Annotated in this window: 15 protein-coding genes and 1 tRNA gene; 14 read left to right on the forward strand and 2 right to left on the reverse strand. The window is 34.8% G+C overall.

Translation table 11 applies throughout. The features are described 5' to 3' along the window. Positions 1-1,772: 1,772 nt before the first annotated feature. The 7 genes from C1X07_RS20945 (at position 1,773) to C1X07_RS20975 (ending at position 12,659) form a co-directional block, all read left to right on the forward strand. Positions 1,773-2,897, forward strand: a complete 1,125-nt coding sequence (locus C1X07_RS20945) for an RHS repeat-associated core domain-containing protein (RefSeq protein ID WP_241507310.1) — start codon at positions 1,773-1,775, stop codon at positions 2,895-2,897. Between the two features lie 11 nt (positions 2,898-2,908). Beyond that, positions 2,909-3,292: a hypothetical protein gene (locus C1X07_RS20950; RefSeq protein ID WP_103072004.1), complete on the forward strand. Its 384-nt coding sequence runs from the start codon at positions 2,909-2,911 to the stop codon at positions 3,290-3,292. A 953-nt stretch (positions 3,293-4,245) separates the two neighbouring features. Next, entirely contained in the window at positions 4,246-4,557 is a 312-nt protein-coding gene (locus C1X07_RS20955; RefSeq protein ID WP_128755347.1) for a DUF6660 family protein, read from the forward strand. 81 nt (positions 4,558-4,638) lie between these two features. Further along, positions 4,639-8,973 (forward strand): CusA/CzcA family heavy metal efflux RND transporter, encoded by a 4,335-nt coding sequence (locus C1X07_RS20960; RefSeq protein ID WP_103072006.1) that lies wholly within the window; start codon positions 4,639-4,641, stop codon positions 8,971-8,973. A gap of 3 nt (positions 8,974-8,976) precedes the next feature. Next, the gene (locus C1X07_RS20965; protein WP_103072007.1) at positions 8,977-10,200 is read left to right on the forward strand and encodes an efflux RND transporter periplasmic adaptor subunit; all 1,224 of its coding nucleotides are present in this window, start codon (positions 8,977-8,979) and stop codon (positions 10,198-10,200) included. A 5-nt stretch (positions 10,201-10,205) separates the two neighbouring features. Then, the gene (locus tag C1X07_RS20970; RefSeq protein WP_103072008.1) at positions 10,206-10,619 is read left to right on the forward strand and encodes a Fur family transcriptional regulator; all 414 of its coding nucleotides are present in this window, start codon (positions 10,206-10,208) and stop codon (positions 10,617-10,619) included. 60 nt (positions 10,620-10,679) lie between these two features. After that, complete coding sequence (locus C1X07_RS20975; protein WP_103072009.1) at positions 10,680-12,659, forward strand: heavy metal translocating P-type ATPase; 1,980 nt, start codon at positions 10,680-10,682, stop codon at positions 12,657-12,659. Positions 12,660-12,682: 23 nt separating this feature from the next. Here the strand turns inward: C1X07_RS20975 and C1X07_RS20980 are convergent, their stop codons facing one another. Next, positions 12,683-13,564 (reverse strand): AraC family transcriptional regulator, encoded by an 882-nt coding sequence (locus C1X07_RS20980; protein WP_103072010.1) that lies wholly within the window; start codon positions 13,562-13,564, stop codon positions 12,683-12,685. A gap of 102 nt (positions 13,565-13,666) precedes the next feature. On the opposite strand from C1X07_RS20980, the gene C1X07_RS20985 reads away from it, so the two are divergent. The 3 genes from C1X07_RS20985 (at position 13,667) to C1X07_RS20995 (ending at position 15,722) form a co-directional block, all read left to right on the forward strand. Further along, on the forward strand, positions 13,667-14,032 hold the full coding sequence (locus C1X07_RS20985; RefSeq protein WP_103072011.1) for a DUF983 domain-containing protein: 366 nt from the start codon (positions 13,667-13,669) through the stop codon (positions 14,030-14,032). Positions 14,033-14,064: 32 nt separating this feature from the next. Next, positions 14,065-14,889 (forward strand): helix-turn-helix domain-containing protein, encoded by an 825-nt coding sequence (locus tag C1X07_RS20990; RefSeq protein ID WP_103072012.1) that lies wholly within the window; start codon positions 14,065-14,067, stop codon positions 14,887-14,889. Between the two features lie 101 nt (positions 14,890-14,990). After that, entirely contained in the window at positions 14,991-15,722 is a 732-nt protein-coding gene (locus C1X07_RS20995) for a cysteine hydrolase family protein (RefSeq protein WP_103072013.1), read from the forward strand. 253 nt (positions 15,723-15,975) lie between these two features. On the opposite strand, the gene C1X07_RS21000 is transcribed toward C1X07_RS20995, so the two are convergent. Then, positions 15,976-16,048 (reverse strand) — tRNA-Phe (locus C1X07_RS21000). A gap of 99 nt (positions 16,049-16,147) precedes the next feature. On the opposite strand from C1X07_RS21000, the gene C1X07_RS21005 reads away from it, so the two are divergent. The 4 genes from C1X07_RS21005 to lptC are packed head-to-tail and all read left to right on the forward strand — an operon-like array spanning position 16,148 to position 20,071. Continuing rightward, positions 16,148-16,879 (forward strand): type III pantothenate kinase, encoded by a 732-nt coding sequence (locus C1X07_RS21005; RefSeq protein WP_103072014.1) that lies wholly within the window; start codon positions 16,148-16,150, stop codon positions 16,877-16,879. Further along, positions 16,876-18,120, forward strand: coding sequence for a hypothetical protein (locus C1X07_RS21010; RefSeq protein WP_103072015.1), 1,245 nt, complete (start codon positions 16,876-16,878; stop codon positions 18,118-18,120). The genes C1X07_RS21005 and C1X07_RS21010 overlap by 4 nt, the downstream gene beginning before the upstream one ends. Positions 18,121-18,140: 20 nt before the next feature. After that, positions 18,141-19,511, forward strand: coding sequence for a tetratricopeptide repeat protein (locus C1X07_RS21015; RefSeq protein WP_103072016.1), 1,371 nt, complete (start codon positions 18,141-18,143; stop codon positions 19,509-19,511). Next, positions 19,511-20,071, forward strand: coding sequence for an LPS export ABC transporter periplasmic protein LptC (lptC, locus tag C1X07_RS21020; RefSeq protein ID WP_103072017.1), 561 nt, complete (start codon positions 19,511-19,513; stop codon positions 20,069-20,071). Before C1X07_RS21015 ends, lptC begins: the two co-directional genes overlap by 1 nt. Positions 20,072-20,079 lie beyond the last annotated feature (8 nt).

Consider the following 20,079-nt stretch of genomic DNA (forward strand, 5'->3'; position numbering starts at 1 on the left):
ACGTTCGGGTTTTTTGTTGTCTAGATAAATAGCCAGGTGTCTCCCTACGGTCGGCGAGTTATTATGAGCGCACCGCCGAAAAGGCGTTTTGCCCATAAGCTGCAATAAGGAGTTCCTTCGTCACGCCACAAGCTATTTTTTGTTATTCCACAAGTGCAGAAAAAAGCACTTGTTCCATACCGCTGCGACTCCCTCGCCTTCGGTCGGTAGTCTTCGCTACAAACAAATAGCCTTGTTCTGTTCCTCTATCACCCGTAGCTACTCTTGCACCCAAGCCCAATAAGGATAGCCTACGGCAGTTAATTAATTGGGTACAACCGCTACTACATGGGCTCCGCCGCTAAGTCGCAACCTAGCCAATTTTTTTATGGAAGTTATTATTGTTAAAGTAATGTCATAAAAAATCGTCTGGCGCACAATCGCCCTACGGGACTCCTTTTGTGCGTCGGTTGCTCCCCCTTCGCTATGGCTACGCCTTTGTTTTTGCGTGCAACGCAGCTTCGTTCAATCGCCACTGGGCTAGGATTAATCTTGAAGTTGAAGCACAACAACTTCAGCCGTTGCGCTCTTCAGCTTCAAGATCAATCGTTACTTACTCTTGCTCAAAAAAACGATAGATTGTTAATTTATTCATAATTATCTGCACGCTTTTGTCCAGATTTTTGTACCGATTTGTCCAGTGAAAAAACACAAAGCAAATAAACTTATTAATAAACAAAAATAACTTCAAGATATTGGTAATCATGTTTTTATATTTTATATCTTTTAATAAGACGGTAATGTTAATCAATCAACATTAAGTGTTTATACAAAAAACGGAATTATACAAACAGCTGAATATCCGTTGTTTGCAAAACAAATCATTGTCCTTTTTTCATAACTATAAGAATCCGAAGTTTGAATCAGAAATAAACCTCATTTACTATGATACATATTAAAGAAATCAAAATAAAACTTCCTAACTGGAAATGGTGGCAATATAGCATCATTATCGTGATGATAATTTTAGCATTAACACAACCAGATAATGTCATAACTATTTTAATAGAAAGTGGAATGCGGTGGCTGATGTGATAGGTCTTCCACTTTTTATTAAAATATTAGCCTTAATGGCGATTGAATGACCCCACAACGGGTAATAGACCGTCGATATACTACCTACAGGCAGTAAATAATGATCAAAAGGGCGTTATCCTACGGGTTACAGGGTGTTCCAGACGACCAATAGCCCGTTAATAACGACCTATAGGGGGTGTCTGAACACCCTATCGGGGGTCTTGCTACGACCTAAAACCCGTTCGGAACTACCTAAAGGGCGTTAAAACCTCCTAAACCAGACATCTTCAAAATCTTCAATGGTAGCAGTAGGTGCGCGGCTATTTTATATAATTGCGTTATAGTCCCTGACTGTAAGGAAGTGCGGGTATAACTATCAATTATGTAAAGATAGCTTGGGGTCATGCGGCTGGCTTTAGAAGCAGGAGTACTAATAAATACAGAATCCTGTAATGCAGCTACAATGTAAATTATTATTTTAGCTGAGTATAAGGATAGATGATAGTAGGGACGTTCTTTTTTTTAGAGATATTGTAGATAAGGTAGCAAAAAAAGGGTACCGAAAACTTTTTTTTGGTGTATACACAGACCATTTAGGAAACGTTCGACTGTCCTACACAGACCGCGACAACAGTGGTACCATCACCAATGATGAGATCGTAGAGGAGAATAACTACTACCCCTTTGGATTACAACAAAAAGGATACAATACTGCCATAACGGGCAGAAAACATAATTACAAATACAACAATACAGAGCTAGAAGAAGGACTGGGGCTTAATTGGTATGAAATGCCATTACGTTCCTACGATCCTACCATAGCTAGATGGAATCGTCTTGATCCTGTAACTCACTTTTCTTTATCAACCTATAATGCGTTTGATAATAACCCGATTGTCTTTGCTGATCCTAGTGGAGGGAACAGCGGGTATGCTGTATCTGATGGTCAATATCATAATGGAAAACTCGTACTATCCGAAAGAGAGGCAGGACATCTAAGAGGTGACTATGCCTCAATGGCTTCTTCCGGACTACATGATAATAACAGGCATGTTAATCAAAGCGAGATTACTAGCTATGGGAATAATGTTCTTGAAGCATTAGCATCATTTGGAATTCGTTCTAATTGTGATGATTGTAGAGAAGGGCAAAAAAAACTGTTTCCTGGACCTCAATTGGGAGTTGATGGTCCTTTAGGTTCAGAAACTAAATATTATCATGCAGGAGGTTTAGGAGAAGAAGCTGGGTGGTATTCTGAAAGTGATTATTTTGAATTGTTCAGAACGACCATTAGGGCTATAGGTCGAGGAAACACCTCCTTTGAAACCTTAAATAATTTTGGTTTCACAGAAGATATGCATTTAGCTATGGTAGGCTGGGCTGTGCAAGCCTATAACTATTACGGAGGAGAATCTTACCAAGAAATGGGGAATATCACCGCTATGGATTTTGATTCTCCAATATTTATATTAGCCTCTTTAAGAACTATTGGAGCTGCATTTTTAAGAACTGGCTCTACTAGGGGTAGTATTCAACTTACAAAAGCTCGTTTTGGGCATACATTCAAAAATCATGGAGAAGACGCTACTAATTTTATAATTAACAGAGCAAAAGGTTCGGGACAAGTTCAGGGTCAGTTCTTGAATAATCAGAAAGCAGCACAGTTTATTCTAAATAATTTGGAAAAGACAGCAAATGGCGCTGTGACTATACCTCTTCCAAAAAGATTTCCTGCACGTGTGATAATGCCTAATGGGACTTTTAAACCCGCTACGCATATTCGTCTTGTCCCTAGCGGTAATGGAGTTAAAACCGCTTACCCATTAATTCCAGGAATATAAATTATACTAATATGATTTTAAAAAAAGAAGCAATAGAGTCCATTAATAAGAAATTATCTTTGCCGTATACTGGTGTCGAACAAGATTGGGATATAGAATTAGCAGACTCTCAACGAGTAAATGAATTTGTATTTTTCTACAAGAATACAATGTTATCATTAGATGAGAAGAAAGCTTTAATGTCTCTCATATTTGCATCTTATGATGACTTTTTAAATGAATGTGGTATTGATAAAAATGAAATTTGGACTGAAATAGTTCTTTTGGTTCAATCTAACATAAACCTTTTTAAAGAGCTACTCAATTATTGGAGTTTGGAAGAAGAAACTTCTCCTGAGAATTATTTCAAGATTACTCCTTTAGTTCGTGATATTCCCTCGCTGCCGCAAGAGTGATACTCCCGCTAGTTTCCAAAACTAGTGGCGATGATGAGTAATCGTTAAGAGTGAGATATATAGATAAGAAACAGTTACAGGCGTGAGCTTGTAGCTGTTTTTTGTTTTATGAGGAGTATGTTTTTTGGCTACAAAAAAGCTAATCCAATTGTTAAAGATAGTTTTGCGATGCCCTGAGCGTAGTCAAAGGGGGTATGCGGCTGGTTTTAGAAACAGGAATACTTAACAAATACAGTATTCTGTAATACAGCTATAGTGTAAATTATTACTTTAGCCATAGCAGACAGATAGATGATACTAAGGGATGTTCTTTTTTTTAGAGATATTGTAGATGAGGTGGTAAAAAAAGGTGCTGAAAACTTTTTTTTAGGATGAGACAACTTTTAACTCCGCTCGGGCATAGTATGTGCTAGTGCTAGTTTGCGCTGCCCCGCTCGGGCATAGTATGTGCTAGTGCTAGTTTGCAACTAGTACCGTGTATGAGTGAGCGGTAGGAGTAAATAAATGATAAAATCCACAGCAGTAATGTTGTGGATTTTTTTAATCCATATCCCAGATGGAATCGTGTTGATCCTGTAACTCACTTTTCTTTATCAACCTATAATGCTTTTGATAATAACCCCCGCTCGGGTATAGTATGTGCTAGTGCTAGTTTGCGCTGCTCCCCTCGCTACCGCAAGAGTGCTGCTCCCGCTAGAATTTTTCTAGTGGCGATTATGAGTGAGCGATAAGAGTGAGACATATAGATAAGAAACAGTTACAGGTGTGAGCTTGTAGCTGTTTTTTTATGTTTTATGAGGAGTATGCTTTTTTGGTTACGAAAAGAAAAAAAAACAAAAACAGGACCGAAGACCACAAGTTTTTAGCAAATCGAAAAAGCTTAAATAACTTTGGGATATCAAACAAATTAGTTTTGCACTCCTATTGCATTAATTATTCTTTACCTTTGTAATGTGAAATTTTTTGTGACCATATTATCTATTTACTTCTTGGGGCTTTCCTTTGCACCGTGTGAAGATGCTGTAGTGAATTATGATTCTGATGCAGATCAAATCGGGCATTTTTCAGAGCAGGATAGTGATAATCATGGTGAGGATTTATGCTCTCCTTTCTGTTCTTGCCAATGTTGTCATGTGAATGTGGTAGATATTGGTCTATACCCTTATGAAATTATTTTACTTGAAATATCAAAATCACCTAATGCTCGATTAGTTAGTTCTAAGCAAGAGGTAAATTATTCTATTCTACATCCTCCGAGGGTTTAATTCTTTTTTTTCAGGGATACCTATGCCTTTTTTGGTCCTGCCAAAGGGCAAAATGTTTTAAATTGAATTAAACTTTATTCTATGATTAATAGACTTATTGAGTTTTCAATCAATAACAAATTTGTTATTGGATTGTTTACGCTTGCATTAATTGTTGCAGGAATATATAGCATCAAAAAAGTACCGGTAGATGCAGTTCCTGATATTACTAATAATCAAGTACAAATTATTACCCAGGCACCTAACCTGGGGACAGAAGATATAGAACAATTTGTTACGTATCCGGTAGAGGTCGCCGTTGCCAACTTGCCAGAAGTAACAGAGATTCGATCTATTTCTCGTTTTGGCTTATCGGTTGTCACCATTGTTTTTAGCGATGATTTAGATACGTATTTACCACGACAATTAGTAGCCGAAAAATTAAACGAAATTAAATCAAATATTCCCAAAGGTTTTGGCGAACCTTTTATGGGACCAATCTCCACAGGATTAGGAGAAATTTATCAATATACGCTGGAGGTTACTCCGGAGTTTAAAAATGAATATGACGCAACCCAATTACGAACTATTCAGGATTGGATTATTCGCAGGCAAATGGCAATGGTTCCGGGTGTTGTCGAAGTAAATGCCTTTGGTGGAAGCGCAAAACAATATGAGGTTTCTATTGATCCAAATGAGCTCAAGGCCATTAATTTAACTATTAATGATGTATATAAAGCTTTAGAAAATAATAACCAAAATACCGGGGGAGCCTATATTGAAAAAAACCACCAAGCCAATTTTATTAGAGGAGAAGGTCTGGCGAGATCACTAGATGATATTAAAAATATTGTCGTTGCCAATAGAGGAGGTGTTCCTATTCTTATTAAAGATATTGGTATTGTAAAATTTGGAAATGCTACGCGTTATGGAGCTCTAACCAAAAATGGCGAAGGTGAAGCAGTCGGAGGAATGATATTAATGCTAAAAGGAGCTAGTACAAATGCAGTTATTAAAAGTGTTACCAAGAGAATAGATGAGATCCAAAAATCATTACCAGAAGGAGTTGTTATAAAACCATTTTTGGATAGAAGTAAATTAATAGCCAGTACAACTTCTACCGTAACAAAAAACCTGGTTGAAGGCGCACTTATTGTCATTTTTATTCTTGTATTTTTTCTGGGAAATTGGCGGGGAGGTCTGGTGGTAGCATCAACAATTCCTTTGTCATTGCTATTTGCCTTTATTTTAATGAACATTTTTGATGTCTGGGCAAACCTTATGAGTTTGGGTGCGATTGATTTTGGGATTATAGTAGATGGAGCCGTAATCATTGTAGAAAGTACTGTATTTCTCTTGTATCAACGAATGAAAAAAGGAGAAAGCATTACTGCCAAAACAAGAGATGAAGTAACCAAAAATGCTTCTTCAAAAATGATGAACACCGCTTTTTTTGGGCAATTTATTATTTTGATAGTTTTCTTCCCTATCCTGGCGTTAGAGGGAGTAGAAGGCAAAATGTTTATCCCAATGGCATTGACGTTTAGTTTTGCGATGTTAGGAGCAATGATACTCTGTTTGACTTATGTGCCTATGGTTACTTCTTTATTTTTGAGAGTTCCAAAAACAGAAAAAAGGTATTGGGGAGATAGTATAGTACTCTGGTTAGAAGACAAGTATCAAAATGGATTACTAAAAGCTTTAAAAAGAGGAAAAGTAGTTATCATTTCTGCTATCATATTACTAGCCGTTTCAATAGTCGCTTTTACTAAAATGGGAGGTGAATTTATCCCCCAGCTGGATGAAGGAGACTTAGCTTTTCACGCTATTTTAAAACCAGGAAGCTCATTGTCTGAAACAATAGCAACTACTACCAGAATAGAGAAAATTGTAAAAGATGGTTTTCCTGAAGTTAAAGATGTTATTAGTAGGATAGGGGTGGCTGATGTACCAACAGATCCAATGCCGATGGATATTGCTGATGTTTTTGTGATCTTAAAACCCATTTCTGAATGGACAAGTGCCACATCAAAAGAAGAATTGATAGACAAAATAAAAGAAAAAATAGAGCAAATACCTGGAGTAAATTATGAATTCACGCAGCCTATAGAAATGCGATTTAATGAGCTTATTACTGGCGTACGTGAAGATATTGCAGTAAAACTATATGGCGAAGATTTAACTATTTTGACACAAAAAGCAGAAGAAATGGGAAAGGCAATTGCCACGGTAGATGGGGTGGCAGATATGAAAGTAGAAGCTACTTCTGGGCAACCACAAATAACGATTCAATATAATAGAAGCAAAATTGCACAATATGGCTTACAAATAAATGAGCTGAATAGCTTAATAGAAACCGCTTTTGCAGGAGGTGTTGCCGGTACTATTTTTGAAGGCGAAAAACGCTTTGATTTGGTCGTTCGTCTTAAAGAAGAATTACGCCAGGATGTAAGTAATGTAAAGAACTTATATGTTACACTACCTAATGGCGCACAAATTCCATTAAAAGAAGTAGCAGAGATAAGTTACAAACCAGGACCAATGCAAATAAGTCGTGATAATACAAATAGACGTGTATATGTAGGGATTAATGTAAGAGGACGGGATATTAAATCATTGGTAGAAGAAATCCAGCAAAAAATTGAAGCTAATGTAAAACTACCATCAGGATATTATATTCGTTATGGAGGCGCTTTTGAGAATCTAGAGCGTGCTACCAGTAAACTAAAAACGGTGGTGCCAATTGCTTTGGGACTGATATTTATTCTCATCTTTTTTGCATTAAAATCCATTAAGCAAACGTTAATGATCTATATGGCGATTCCGTTGGCAACCATTGGAGGAATTTTTTCTTTAATGCTTCGGGATATGCCTTTTAGTATCTCTGCAGGTGTTGGATTTATCGTATTATTTGGTGTGGCAGTATTAAATGGGCTTGTGTTGGTTAGTGGATTTAATGAGCTCAAAGAAGAAGGTGTTACCGATGTTAATGAGCGTATTAGAATAGGAACCAGAAGACGTATTCGTCCTATTTTATTGACAGCTTTAACCGATATGCTAGGGTTTTTGCCCATGGCACTATCAACATCTTCTGGAGCCGAAGTGCAACGCCCTTTGGCAACTGTTGTAATTGGTGGGCTATTAACGGCTACTTTGTTAACATTGTTTGTTATCCCTGTATTATACAGATGGATAGAAAACTATAAGCCAAAAAAAATGAAAGTGATACAACCAAATGCTACTAAAGCAACAATAGTATTGCTACTATGTTTTGGAGTAACACGCGCGCAACAATCTTCTGTTTCTATGGAGGAAGCCGTTGCCATAGCAATAGAAAATTACCCTTCGCTTAAAGTTGCTAAACTTTCTGTCGAAAAAGAAAAGGTCTTAAAAACGACTGCCTGGGATTTGGGGACAACCAGACTCTTTACTGCCGGAGAAGAAATAGGTAACAATAGTGATGATGCAGCTTATACCACCATCGGGATTGGGCAAAATAATATAGATGTTTTCGGAATTGCTCCAAAAAATAAATTAGCAAAGGAGAATATCAAATTAGCCGAAACCAATATCGAACTTAGTATGCTGGATCTAAAACGAAAAGTGCAAACAGCGTGGGTTAAAGCCTATACCGTAAAACGAATATATGAATCATATACAGAAATAGATGAAGTATTTTCGGGATTGAACAAAGCAATTGATGTAAGATATGAAACGGAAGCGATTTCTAAACTAGAATACAGTGTAACCGCTAATCGGGGAAAATTAATAAGTTTGCAAAAAGAGCAGGCATATGTGGCTTATCAAATGGCTTTGCAAGAATTAAACCAATGGTTGCAAGATGATAAGAAGTATGATGTTGCTGCAATAGATATTAATACTTTTGAGGATGATATATTAGTCTATGAAGGTATAGAAAATCACCCTTTATTAACATATTGGCATACACAACAAGAAATTGCACAAGCAAAACATAAAGTAGCAAGTTCACAATTTCTGCCAAAATTATCTGCACAATATGGGTTTCAGAAAGTTGGCGATCAATCAGGGTTTAATAGTTATCAGATAGGAGTGCAAATTCCATTAATTTTTAATAAAACCAGAGGAAAAGCCAAGGCGTTAAAAATTAATGCACAAATTATTGAGCAGGAAAATATAGCTAAAGAAACCCAGCTAAAAAGCTCATTTGGTGCCATTGCTACAAAGTATAAGCAATCACAAAAAAGTTGGATGTATTATAAAAATGAAGCCTTGCCTCTAGCCAGAGAGCAACGCAATGGGGCGACCTTATCATATAAAGAAGGTGCTATGGATTATATTGCTTTTCTTCAAAATATGAAAGATGCTATTCAGTTAGAAATAAATACATGGAAAATGCTTCAGGATTATTTAAGTAATAAGATACAATTAGCATATTTCTTAACTTCAAAACAGTAAAAAATGACAAAGATCAATTTATATATAGCAGTAGTTTTTATCACTTTAGTAACATTAACAAGCTGCAGTAATACATCAGGAAAAGAAAAATCTTCAAGTGATATTAATGATGATCATGGGGCTACAGAACAAAACTCAGGAAAAACTGAAGATGAACATGGACATGGAGAAGAACTAACTCTAACCCAGAAACAAGTAGATGTGTTAAATATTAAAATAGATACTATTTCTAAACGTAATATGAGCGGTTTTATCGAGGTAAATGGAGAGCTAGGTGTGCCTCCACAAAACGAAGCCGTAGTAACAAGTATTTTGGGAGCAAATATGAGCAGTATCAAGGCTATTGAAGGAGATAAAGTGGGTAAAGGAGAAATTCTGGCATACATTAGTCATCCCGATATTATAACCATGCAAACCAATTATTTGCAAACCTATAATAAGCTTACATTTTTAGAACAAGATTATAATCGACAAAAGAAAATGTATGATGAAGGAGTGGGATCAGGACGTGATTATCAGCAAGCAGAATCATCATTTTCGAGCGTTAAAGGGTTAACCAAAGGGTATGAAAGTCAGCTGAGGTTATTAGGAATATCTCCACAAAATGTAAGAGAAGGTAATATTATACAAACAGCACCTATACGAAGCCCAATAGATGGGTATATAGAAAAAGTACAGGTGAAATCTGGTCAATACGTACAACCACAAACACCGATGTTTGAAATTGTAAATACAGAACATATCCATGCAGATTTGATGGTTTTTGAAAAAGATATTAGTAAGGTGAAAAATGGGCAGATGGTTATCTTTAATATAGAGGCATTGCAGGATACAGAATTAACGGCAAAAATCTATTCTGTAGGGAAATCTTTTGAAGAAGGTCCAAAAGCGCTGCACGTACATGCAGAAATAGAAAATAAAGACAAAAATCTAATCCCGGGAATGTATGTAAGTGCGAGAATTATCACAGAAAACAATTTAGAACAAGCATTGCCAGAAGATGCTGTTTTTCAAGAAGGAGAAGCCTTTTATGTGTTTGTAGCCAAAAAAACAAATAATGGGACATGGGGATTTGTGCCTAAAGAGGTTATTGTAAAAAATACTAGTGCTGGATATACAGCTTTTGATTTTAAAGAAGAAATTGAAGAGAATGTTTTAATTGCGCATAGCGGAGCTTATTATTTAATGGCCGAAATGAAAAAAAGCGAAGCAGAACATTCGCATTAATCAATATGAAAAAAATAGAAGAGCAATTACAGCAACATAATATTAGACCAACGGCTATGCGTATGTTGGTGTATCAGTTTATAAAGTCAATAACTTCGGCAGTAAGTCTAACAGTTGTAGAAAATTACTTTGAAAAATCTGATCGAACAACTTTGTATAGAACCTTAAAAACTTTTGAAGAAAAAGGAGTCGTACATCAAATTGATGATGGTACCGGGATTCCTAAATATGCGTTATGTCAACACGAGCATTACTTAGAGAAGCATAATGATTTGCATTTGCATTTTCATTGTACCAAGTGTAATGAGACGGTTTGTTTGACGGATTATCAAATCCCACAGATTAGTTTGCCAGATAACTTTATTCCCGAAGATATTAATATGTTGGTTAAAGGAATTTGTGATCAGTGTAATATATAATGCATATACATTGCAATATTGTTCTGGGTATCTTTGTGATATCAAAACAAACGAATTAGGATGAAACATAAGCATTCGCATGACCATGGACACAATCACGATCATGATGGTGTTTTTGGCGAAAAAACAGAACTTTATTTTGCGATACTAAGCGGTGTCTTCTTTTTTATCGGATTATTTATTGAGAAGTTTACCAGTTTATCAGAGTGGGTACCGCTAACAAATTTTATAATTGCTTATTTCTTTGGGGGATATTATACAATTCTTGAAGCAATTGGCAAAATTAGAAAAGGTGAGTTCGAGATCGACTTCCTGATGATCGTAGCTGCCATTGGTGCTGCATATATTGGTAGTTGGGGAGAAGGAGCTCTTTTACTTTTCTTATTTAGTTTGGGGCATGCTCTAGAAAGTTATGCCATGAATAAGGCTAAAAAATCTATTGAAGCATTGGGCGAACTATCACCAAAAATGGCTTTAGTAAAAAAAGAGAAAGATATTGTTGAAATTCCTATAGAAGATCTAAAGCTTAATGATATCATTGTGGTTAAACCAAATGCTAAGATTTCGGCAGATGGAGTTGTTATAAAAGGAAGTAGTAGTGTTAATCAGGCTGCAATAACAGGAGAAAGTATTCCGGTAGATAAAAATGCAATCTCCAGTACTGTTGATCTTCCTGATTTTAATGATATTAGTGAAAATAATGTTGTCTTTACAGGAACTCTAAATGGAGATAATATAATTGAAGTACAAGTTCTGAAATTGAATAAAGATTCTACAATTTCGAGACTCATTAGGATGGTGAATGAGGTAGAAACTCAAAAATCACCGACACAGCTATTGACTAAAAAATTTGAAAAATGGTTTGTCCCCACAGTTGTTGTTTTGGTAATAACCTTGTGTTTTGCATATTTAGCGATTGATGAAACACCAAAAGAAAGTCTGTATAGAGCAATAAGTGTGTTAGTATCTGCTAGTCCATGTGCTTTGGCTATTTCAACACCAAGTGCAGTGCTAAGTGGTATTGCCAGAGCCGCAAAAAGGGGAGTGCTTATAAAAGGTGGTCGTCCTTTAGAAGATTTAGGTAGCCTAACCACAATTGCTTTTGATAAAACAGGAACCCTAACCGAAGGAAAACCAAGGTTAACAAATGCTTTTACACTAGATGGGTTTGATAAAAAAGCTTTTTTATCAATGGTGTTAGATGTAGAGAGCTTAAGTAATCATCCTCTGGCCAAAGCAATTTCAAAAGATATTAAAACTCAATATGATATTAAAGGAAATAATTTAGCTTCAGAGATACAAGCGATCCAGGGAAAAGGAATTAAAGCAAGGTATGACAATGGAGATGTTTATATTGGAAATGAAGAGCTAATGAGAAGCCAGAACATTGTTATTTCTCAAGAAATTACCTCACAGGTAAATGAATTATTGCAAGATGGGCATACAGTGATGTTAGTAGCCTTTAATAATAAATTAGTAGGCATGTTAAGTGTAATGGATGTACCTAGAGAAGCTGCTAAAAATACACTAAAGCGTTTAAAAAATATTGGTATTGAAAAAATGATAATGCTCACTGGTGATCATCAAAATGTTGGAGATTCGATTGCCAAACAAATAGGGCTTACAGAAGTCAAGGGTAATTTATTACCAGAGGATAAGGTGTTGGCAGTCCAGATATTAAAACAAGAATATTCTAAAATAGCAATGGTTGGTGATGGTGTAAATGATGCCCCGGCAATGGCAAATAGTACAGTCGGCATTGCGATGGGAGTAGCCGGAAGTGATGTAGCTCTAGAAACGGCAGATATTGCATTGATGTCTGATAAAATAGAGAGCCTTCCTTTTGTAATAGGATTAAGTAGAAAATCTAAGTCTATAATCAAGCAGAACCTTTGGATAAGTTTAGGAATTGTAGCTTTTTTAATACCAACCACCCTATTGGGTCTGGCTAGTATTGGTGGAGCTGTGGCAATTCATGAAGGATCGACTTTACTTGTAGTTATTAATGCATTACGGCTATTGCGATATAGGGAGATTTAAATTAATCACAGCTTTCTGTCAAATTATTCTTTTTTTAGATACACTTTTTGAAATTGAGATGGAGATATTTTACTTTTTTGCTTAAACAGCTTCGAAAAATGAGAGTAGTCATTATATCCAAGATCCCAGGCAATTTCTGTCAAATTGTTATCTGAATACAAGATTAACCTTTTGGCTTCTAAGATGACCCTTTCAAGAATGACATCTGTGGTTGTTTTTCCTATGGTTTTTTGGCATATCCGATTTAAATGTTTTACACTCAGATTCATATCTTTAGCATAGGCAATAGCAGATTTCTGTGTTTTGTATTTTTCTTCTACTAACTGCTCAAACTTATATAATTTCATACTTTGATTTTTTGAACTTATCAAATCTTCAAAATTATCTTGTACAATAAGACGCGATAACTCTATATATATCAAATCGATAAGGTTGATTAGCTTTTGCTTTTTGAGTATTGCTTTGGAGTAAGACTCTTTTAAAATTGCACTAAAAAGAGGTTCTACGAGACCCATGGTTTTTTTATTCAGATAGATACAAGGAGAATTTTGATTGGAGAAAAAGAATGGAAATATATTAAGGTTTTTATTCTGATGGGTAGCCTCATAAAATTCTTTAGAATGAAAAAAAATGTACCCTTCTCCTTTTGTAGTGAATTTCCAGAAATGTGTTTGTCCTGGTCTTAAAAGAAAAACACTTCCTGGTTTAATGTGATAAGATTCAAAATCTATTTCATGTATTCCAGTACCTTTTGTAAACAAAACAGAGAGGTAGAAGTTATGCTTATGAGGATGTGATATTATATGCTTATTGTTTGATATATGAGTAGCAAAATCATTAGCATAAAAACTTTCAATATTTCCTGTGTTGTGAAATTGTGTAATATCTAGAATAGGAAGATTCATATCAATACGATCAAAAAGTCTTTATTATACAAATAAAGGTGTAAATAATAAAACAGACAAATACCTTTCTATACTTATTTTTGTATCAAAACTGTTACTTTTATGAGAAAGCTGATAAGTATTCTAAAGGGAAAATGTTCAAAGTGTGAAGAAGGAGATATTTTTGTCAAAGAAAGTAGTGGGCTAAAATTTGGATTGCCTAAAATGAACGAAAAGTGTCCTAGTTGTAATCATAAGTTTATGATAGAGCCTGGGTATTTTTATGGAGCAATGTATGTGAGTTATGGTCTAACGGTAGCAGAAGGAATTGTTATTTATTTGATAAGTAGTTTTTTTATAGTAAAACCCATGCACTTTTTTATCATCCTAGCCATTAGTGCAATCCTATTAAGTACTACCAACTATAAATATGCCCGCATATTGTGGATATATTTATTCACTAAAAAAACCAAAAAGGTGTATAGTTGATCATTGGTATGAATATAACCCGTTTTTGAAGTATGATTTTTTTAGGAAATGTTAAAGAGTACTTACGCTTAGAAACTGTCAATAAAAATAATGGTGAAATACTAAAAGAAGTTGTTGATAGTAGTTTGACGGTTTTGTGGTTTGAATCAGATTGTAACGAACTCATTATTGATGGAAAGAAGCAAATCTTTTCTAGAAACCAAATCGTATTTCTTACAGAATTTCATAATGTTGTTATAGAGGATATAAAACAAGCTAGGTTTTTGAGATTTAATAGACCTTTTTATTGTATTCTTGATCATGATACCGAAATCGGTTGTAAAGGGATTTTGTTTTTTGGTGCATCACAATTACCCGTTATTAAAATACCGCAAGAAGAGATTGATATATTTGAAACACTATGGAAAATGTTTACCATAGAGATGCAATCTAATGATAGTCTGCAGATAGAAATGCTTCAAATGATGTTAAAAAGATATTTGATCTTATGTGCCAGAGTGTACAAATTGCAAGAAAATTATCCAAGCAGTAAAGCAGATTCTGATATCATAAGAGAGTTTAATTTTTTGGTAGAACAACATTTTAAGGCAAAACATAGTGTAGCAGAATATGCAGAATTATTACATAAATCTCCCAAAACATTGTCTAATGTTTTTTCAAAAATAGGTTCAAAAACCCCTTCTCAATATATACAAGATCGAATAATGCTAGAGGCAAGGAGACTATTGTACTATACCGATATGCAAATAAAGGAAATAGCATACGAAGTAGGGTATGAGGATATTCAGGCTTTTAGTCGATTTTTTAAAAAACAAGAAGGTGTTTCTCCATCAGAATTCAAAGAAAACATGAGATAGGAAAAAATGCCAACACTTCGGGAATACTTACCTAACTAAACCCAGGTTCTCTACACCATCTTTGCATTGTCAAATTAAGTATTAACATAAAAAAAAAGACAATGAAAAACTTACTAATAACACTAGTTTTAATGATATCAGGATTAACAACTGTGAGCGCACAGTTACCAGATCCAGGATTTGTTGTAGATGAAAATACAGCGATCGTAATTACAGATCCGCAAAATGATTTTTTAAGCCCTAATGGAGTGGCATGGGGAGTTGTAGGAGAAAGTGTCACGGCAAATAATACCGTCGATAATCTAGAAGCGTTGTTTAAGGTAGCCGATAAAAAGAATATTGCTGTTTTTGTATCCCCTCACTATTATTATCCCCATGATCATACTTGGAAAATAGAAGGAGCGTTAGAAGCGCTGATGCATAAGATCAACATGTTTGATAGAAAAGATGCATTGTCTCTTGAAGGATTTGAAGATTCGGGTGCAGATTGGTTAGATAGATATAAAAAGTATATTAAGAAAGACAATGTTATTGTAACAAGTCCGCATAAAGTATATGGACCAGAATCCAATGATTTGGCATTACAACTACGCAAGCACGGTTATAGTAAAGTAGTATTGGCAGGGATGTCTGCAAACCTATGTACAGAATCTCATATGAGAGATTTGATAGAGTCTGGTTTCGATGTAGCTATAGTAAAAGATGCAACAGCTGGAGCAATTTTGCCTGAGATGAATGCCTATGAAGCTGCAGTAGTGAATTTTCATATGATCGCTAGTCATGTTTTTACAACCAAAGAAATTGTAAAAGAAATAAAGGACTTCAAAAACTAAGAAGTGGGATTGAAAAAAATTATGGAGGATAAGCATTTCATAATTTGAGAATTGATGTTTTTATGATGGAAAAACCTTGTGAGTAGATACTTGCGAGGTTTTTTTTATTGAGATCTATTTAAGCTCTGGACTACTATTTTTGTAGATTATGATGTGTTAATTTAGAATAAAAGCTTTTGTAATAAGTATAATTGATTGAATTGAAGAGTTTTAAAAAACAAAAAGCCCAAACAATTTGTTTGGGCTTTTAAGGTGGTGCCTCCAGGAATCGAACCAGGGACACAAGGATTTTCAGTCCTTTGCTCTACCAACTGAGCTAAGGCACCTTGTTGTAAGCGGATGCAAATATAGAACGCTTTTTTTAATCCACAAAAGAAAAAATTAAAAAAATCGTTTTGTATGTTTGTAAGATATAAATATAAGGGATGAATCTTGTAATTGACGTAGGGAATACATACACAAAGATTGGGGTTTTCGAGCTGTCAAAAATTATATATCAAAATAGAATTGATCAAGATAATTTTAAAGAGGAGATAGAAAAAGTTAAAAAAGAGTATCCCTTGGTTGCAAATGCTATAATTTCTTCGGTATCATATTTGAATGATGAGTTTGTTCAATACGTTAAAATCAATTTTAATACACTTGTATTGGATCATCTGGTAAAAATGCCATTTAAGAATTTATATGAAACACCAGAAACACTTGGAATTGATAGATTGGCGCTAGTTGCTGGAGCAGTAAATCAGTTCTCAAACAAAGATGTTTTGATTATAGATGCTGGAACCTGTGTGACCTATGATTTTAAAAATAAAGAAGAAGAGTATCTTGGAGGGGCAATATCACCAGGAATACGATTAAGATATCAAAGTTTGCACGATTTCACAGCAAAACTACCTCTATTACAGTTAACAACCCCAAGAAATCATGTAGGAAAAACAACAAAAGACGCCATACATTCGGGTGTAGTTTTTGGAATTTTGCATGAAATTAATGGAGTAATTGAAGAATATTGCAACATTTACCCTGATTTAACAGTTATTTTAACCGGTGGAGATGCACATTTTTTGTCTAAAAGATTAAAAAATGGCATATTTGCGACTTCTAATTTTTTGTTGGAGGGATTAAACTACATTTTAGCTTTTAATAATAATAAATGATAAAAAAGATTTTAGTGATCATATTGGCACATTTTGCCATTACATCTTACGCTCAGGAAGGGACTTCTTCTCCTTATTCATTTTATGGAATAGGAATACCGAAGTTTAAAGGAACGGTAGAAAATAGATCGATGGGGGGATTGAGTGTGATTTCAGATAGTATTCATTTGAATCTTCAAAATCCTGCAGCTTATGGTGAGCTTGCTCTTACGGCTTATACCGTAGGTACATCGTATCGCAATTTTAAAATTAGTAATGCAAATGAATCATCATCTGGTGATAATGCTTCATTAGATTATTTAGCAGTAGGTATTCCGGCAGGTAAGTTTGGCTTTGGCTTTGGGATTATTCCTCTTACCTCTGTAGGGTATGAGCTTAATAGTATAGATGCTGATGGAAGAGAACTCCGATTTGATGGTAGTGGAGGATTAAATAAGGTTTTTCTGGCGGCAGGAGTTAAACTTAACAAGAATCTGAGTATAGGTTTGGATTTAAATTATAACTTTGGAAACATTGAGAATAAAACAATATTAAGAAGACCTGATGTTCAGTTCGATACTAGAGAAGTCACTAGTTCGGATTTATCATCTTTTAGTATGTCTTTTGGTGTGAATTTTAAAACTATGATTTCAGAAAGTTTGGAGTTGTCTGCTTCTGTTGTATCAAAACCTTCTTTCGGATTAGAAACAGATAGTACTAGAGAACTTGCAACTGTAGTGATAAGCGATAGTGGGCAAGAAGCAGTGATTGAAAGACAAGATGTGAAGGTAGAAGATCAGGAAATAGATCTTCCGGCAGAATTTAAGTTCGGAACAGGAATTGGTAAACCTAGAAAATGGTTTGTAGGTGGGGAGTATGTATATATGGATTCTGGAAAATTTATCAATATAATATCTACACAGGATGATGTTAAATACGAAGAAGGTTCAAAATATAAACTAGGAGGGTATTATATTCCTAAATATAATTCCCTAACAAGCTATTTTAGTAGAGTGGTGTATAGAGCTGGATTTCGCTATGAAGAGACTGGTTTAAACGTTAATGGTAATTCGATTGATGAGTTTGGCATGTCTTTTGGAGTAGGATTACCAGTTGGAAGATTATTCTCTAATGCTAATATAGGTTTTGAGTATGGTCAACGAGGAACAACGGATTTTGGGTTAGTTAAAGAAGAATTCTTTAATGTGTCAGTGAGTTTATCATTAAATGATAAATGGTTTAGAAAAATAAAATTTAATTAAATACAATAATTACTACAGCTATGAATACTAAAGTTTTATTTACGATAGCAACAGGGTTGGTTTTAAGTACTACAAACATTAGTGCTCAGGCTACAGATTGCGCAACTACGGCTTCTATTGCTTATGAGCACGCTAAAGTAAAAAATTATGCCTCTGCAGAAGAGCCATTATGGAAAGTAAGAAAAGAATGTCCTACATATAGTGTGGCAACATATCAGTTTGGGCAAAAATTATTAGTGGATAAATATAAAAAGGCAACAGGAGCAGCTAAAGTAGCTCTGGCAAATGATATAATTACCTTGTGGAAAGAGCGTTTTCAATATTTTCCAGGTAAAACAAAATTAGGAGATATGCATTCTGATATAGGTCAGCTAATGTATGATAATAAAATAGGCAACTTAGAAAGTCAGTTTGCAGAATTTGACAAAGCTTATACAGAAGATAAAGGTAATTTTAAAAGACCAAAGAAATTATATACTTACTTTTCTCTTTTTGTAGACTTGCATGGAGAAGGTAAAAAAGAACTTCAAGGAGTTTTTGATCTATATGATGATATTACTGAGAAGATCGAAAATGAAGAGAGTAGATTGGCAAAGAAGATTGCAACTCTTACTGAAAAGGAAGAAGCAGGAACTGTCTTAACGTCTAAAGAGAAAAGAAAGCTTAAGAACTCTGGTATAAATTTAACTGCTTTTAGTAAAGTAAAAGCTGGTATTAATCAGAAACTAGGAGAACTTGCTGATTGTAAAAACTTGATTCCTTTATATAATGGGCAATTTGATGCTAAAAAAGCAGATGTTGCTTGGTTAAAGAGCGCAGCAGGAAGAATGTCTTCAAAAGAATGTACAGATGATCCATTATTCTTTAAGTTAGTAGAGTCATTACACAAGGCAGAGCCTTCTTCTAAGTCAGCTTATTATTTAGGGATCTTAGCATTAAAAGACAAAAAAACAACTACTGCACTTAAATATTTTAATCAATCTGCAGAGTTAGAAACCAAAGCAAGTGATAAAGCTAAGGTGTATTTCAAGATTGGTGAAATAATGAAAAAACAAGGAAGTAAAGGGAAGGCTAGATCATATTACAGAAAAGCACTTGCTCAAAAACCATCAATGGGAGTTTGTTACCTAAGAATAGCATCAATGATAGCTAGTAGTGCGAATAGTTGTGGAGAGGATGTGTTTAGTAAAAGAGCAGTATATTGGTTGGCTGAGAATTATGCAAGAAGAGCAGGAAAAGTAGATCCTAGTTTACGATCAACAGCGTCTAAATTTGCAGCTAATTATAAAGCAAAAGCTCCTTCAAAGACAGATATTTTTAACAATCCAGGTAAAAAATCTGTAAGCATAGGATGTTGGATTGGTGAGACTGTTAGAGTGCCAAAACTATAATGCAGAATAAAAAAAAACATAAAATATTAGTAAACATTGTCACGGCATTTGCTGTGACAATGTTTTTTTCATGCCAATCTGTAATAAAAAAGGATCAAGGATATTCAATTTCTGAGGACGCACCTATTGCAGAAGCCTATGAAATAAATCTAAAATACACAGATTCCGGAAGGCTCACGGCAGTGCTTAAAACACCAAAAGTATTGGATTTTTCAAACAAATCTTTCGCTTATCATGAGTTTCCAGAGGGGATCGTATTAGATATTATTGATAAAGAAGGAAAAGTAAGTGTAGTGACTTCTGACTACGCAATTTCTTATCAGAGTACGGGTATAATAGATATGAGAGGAAATGTGGATATTCAAACTGCAGATAGTACACATTTGCAGGCAAAGCAACTATATTGGGATCAGAAGATTAATTGGATATTTACAGATCAGCCCTATAAAAGTTATCTGCCTGATGGTACAATTAATGAAGCTGATGGTTTTGATGCTAATCAAGATTTTACTATCTTGAATTCACGAATTAATGACGGAGTAATGTTTATAGAGGAGTAATCCAGTAC

It is taken from the genome of Aquimarina sediminis, assembly GCF_002895435.1.
Classification (GTDB): Bacteria; Bacteroidota; Bacteroidia; order Flavobacteriales; family Flavobacteriaceae; genus Aquimarina; species Aquimarina sediminis.

Coding starts and splice junctions, on each gene's coding strand:
- lptC (WP_103072017.1), top strand. CDS start 19,511: ATGCAGAATAAAAAAAAACATAAAATATTAGTAAACATTGTCACGGCA.
- C1X07_RS20950 (WP_103072004.1), top strand. CDS start 2,909: ATGATTTTAAAAAAAGAAGCAATAGAGTCCATTAATAAGAAATTATCT.
- C1X07_RS20965 (WP_103072007.1), top strand. CDS start 8,977: ATGACAAAGATCAATTTATATATAGCAGTAGTTTTTATCACTTTAGTA.
- C1X07_RS21015 (WP_103072016.1), top strand. CDS start 18,141: ATGAATACTAAAGTTTTATTTACGATAGCAACAGGGTTGGTTTTAAGT.
- C1X07_RS21005 (WP_103072014.1), top strand. CDS start 16,148: ATGAATCTTGTAATTGACGTAGGGAATACATACACAAAGATTGGGGTT.
- C1X07_RS20990 (WP_103072012.1), top strand. CDS start 14,065: ATGATTTTTTTAGGAAATGTTAAAGAGTACTTACGCTTAGAAACTGTC.
- C1X07_RS20975 (WP_103072009.1), top strand. CDS start 10,680: ATGAAACATAAGCATTCGCATGACCATGGACACAATCACGATCATGAT.
- C1X07_RS21010 (WP_103072015.1), top strand. CDS start 16,876: ATGATAAAAAAGATTTTAGTGATCATATTGGCACATTTTGCCATTACA.
- C1X07_RS20980 (WP_103072010.1), bottom strand. CDS start 13,564: ATGAATCTTCCTATTCTAGATATTACACAATTTCACAACACAGGAAAT.
- C1X07_RS20995 (WP_103072013.1), top strand. CDS start 14,991: ATGAAAAACTTACTAATAACACTAGTTTTAATGATATCAGGATTAACA.
- C1X07_RS20970 (WP_103072008.1), top strand. CDS start 10,206: ATGAAAAAAATAGAAGAGCAATTACAGCAACATAATATTAGACCAACG.
- C1X07_RS20960 (WP_103072006.1), top strand. CDS start 4,639: ATGATTAATAGACTTATTGAGTTTTCAATCAATAACAAATTTGTTATT.
- C1X07_RS20985 (WP_103072011.1), top strand. CDS start 13,667: ATGAGAAAGCTGATAAGTATTCTAAAGGGAAAATGTTCAAAGTGTGAA.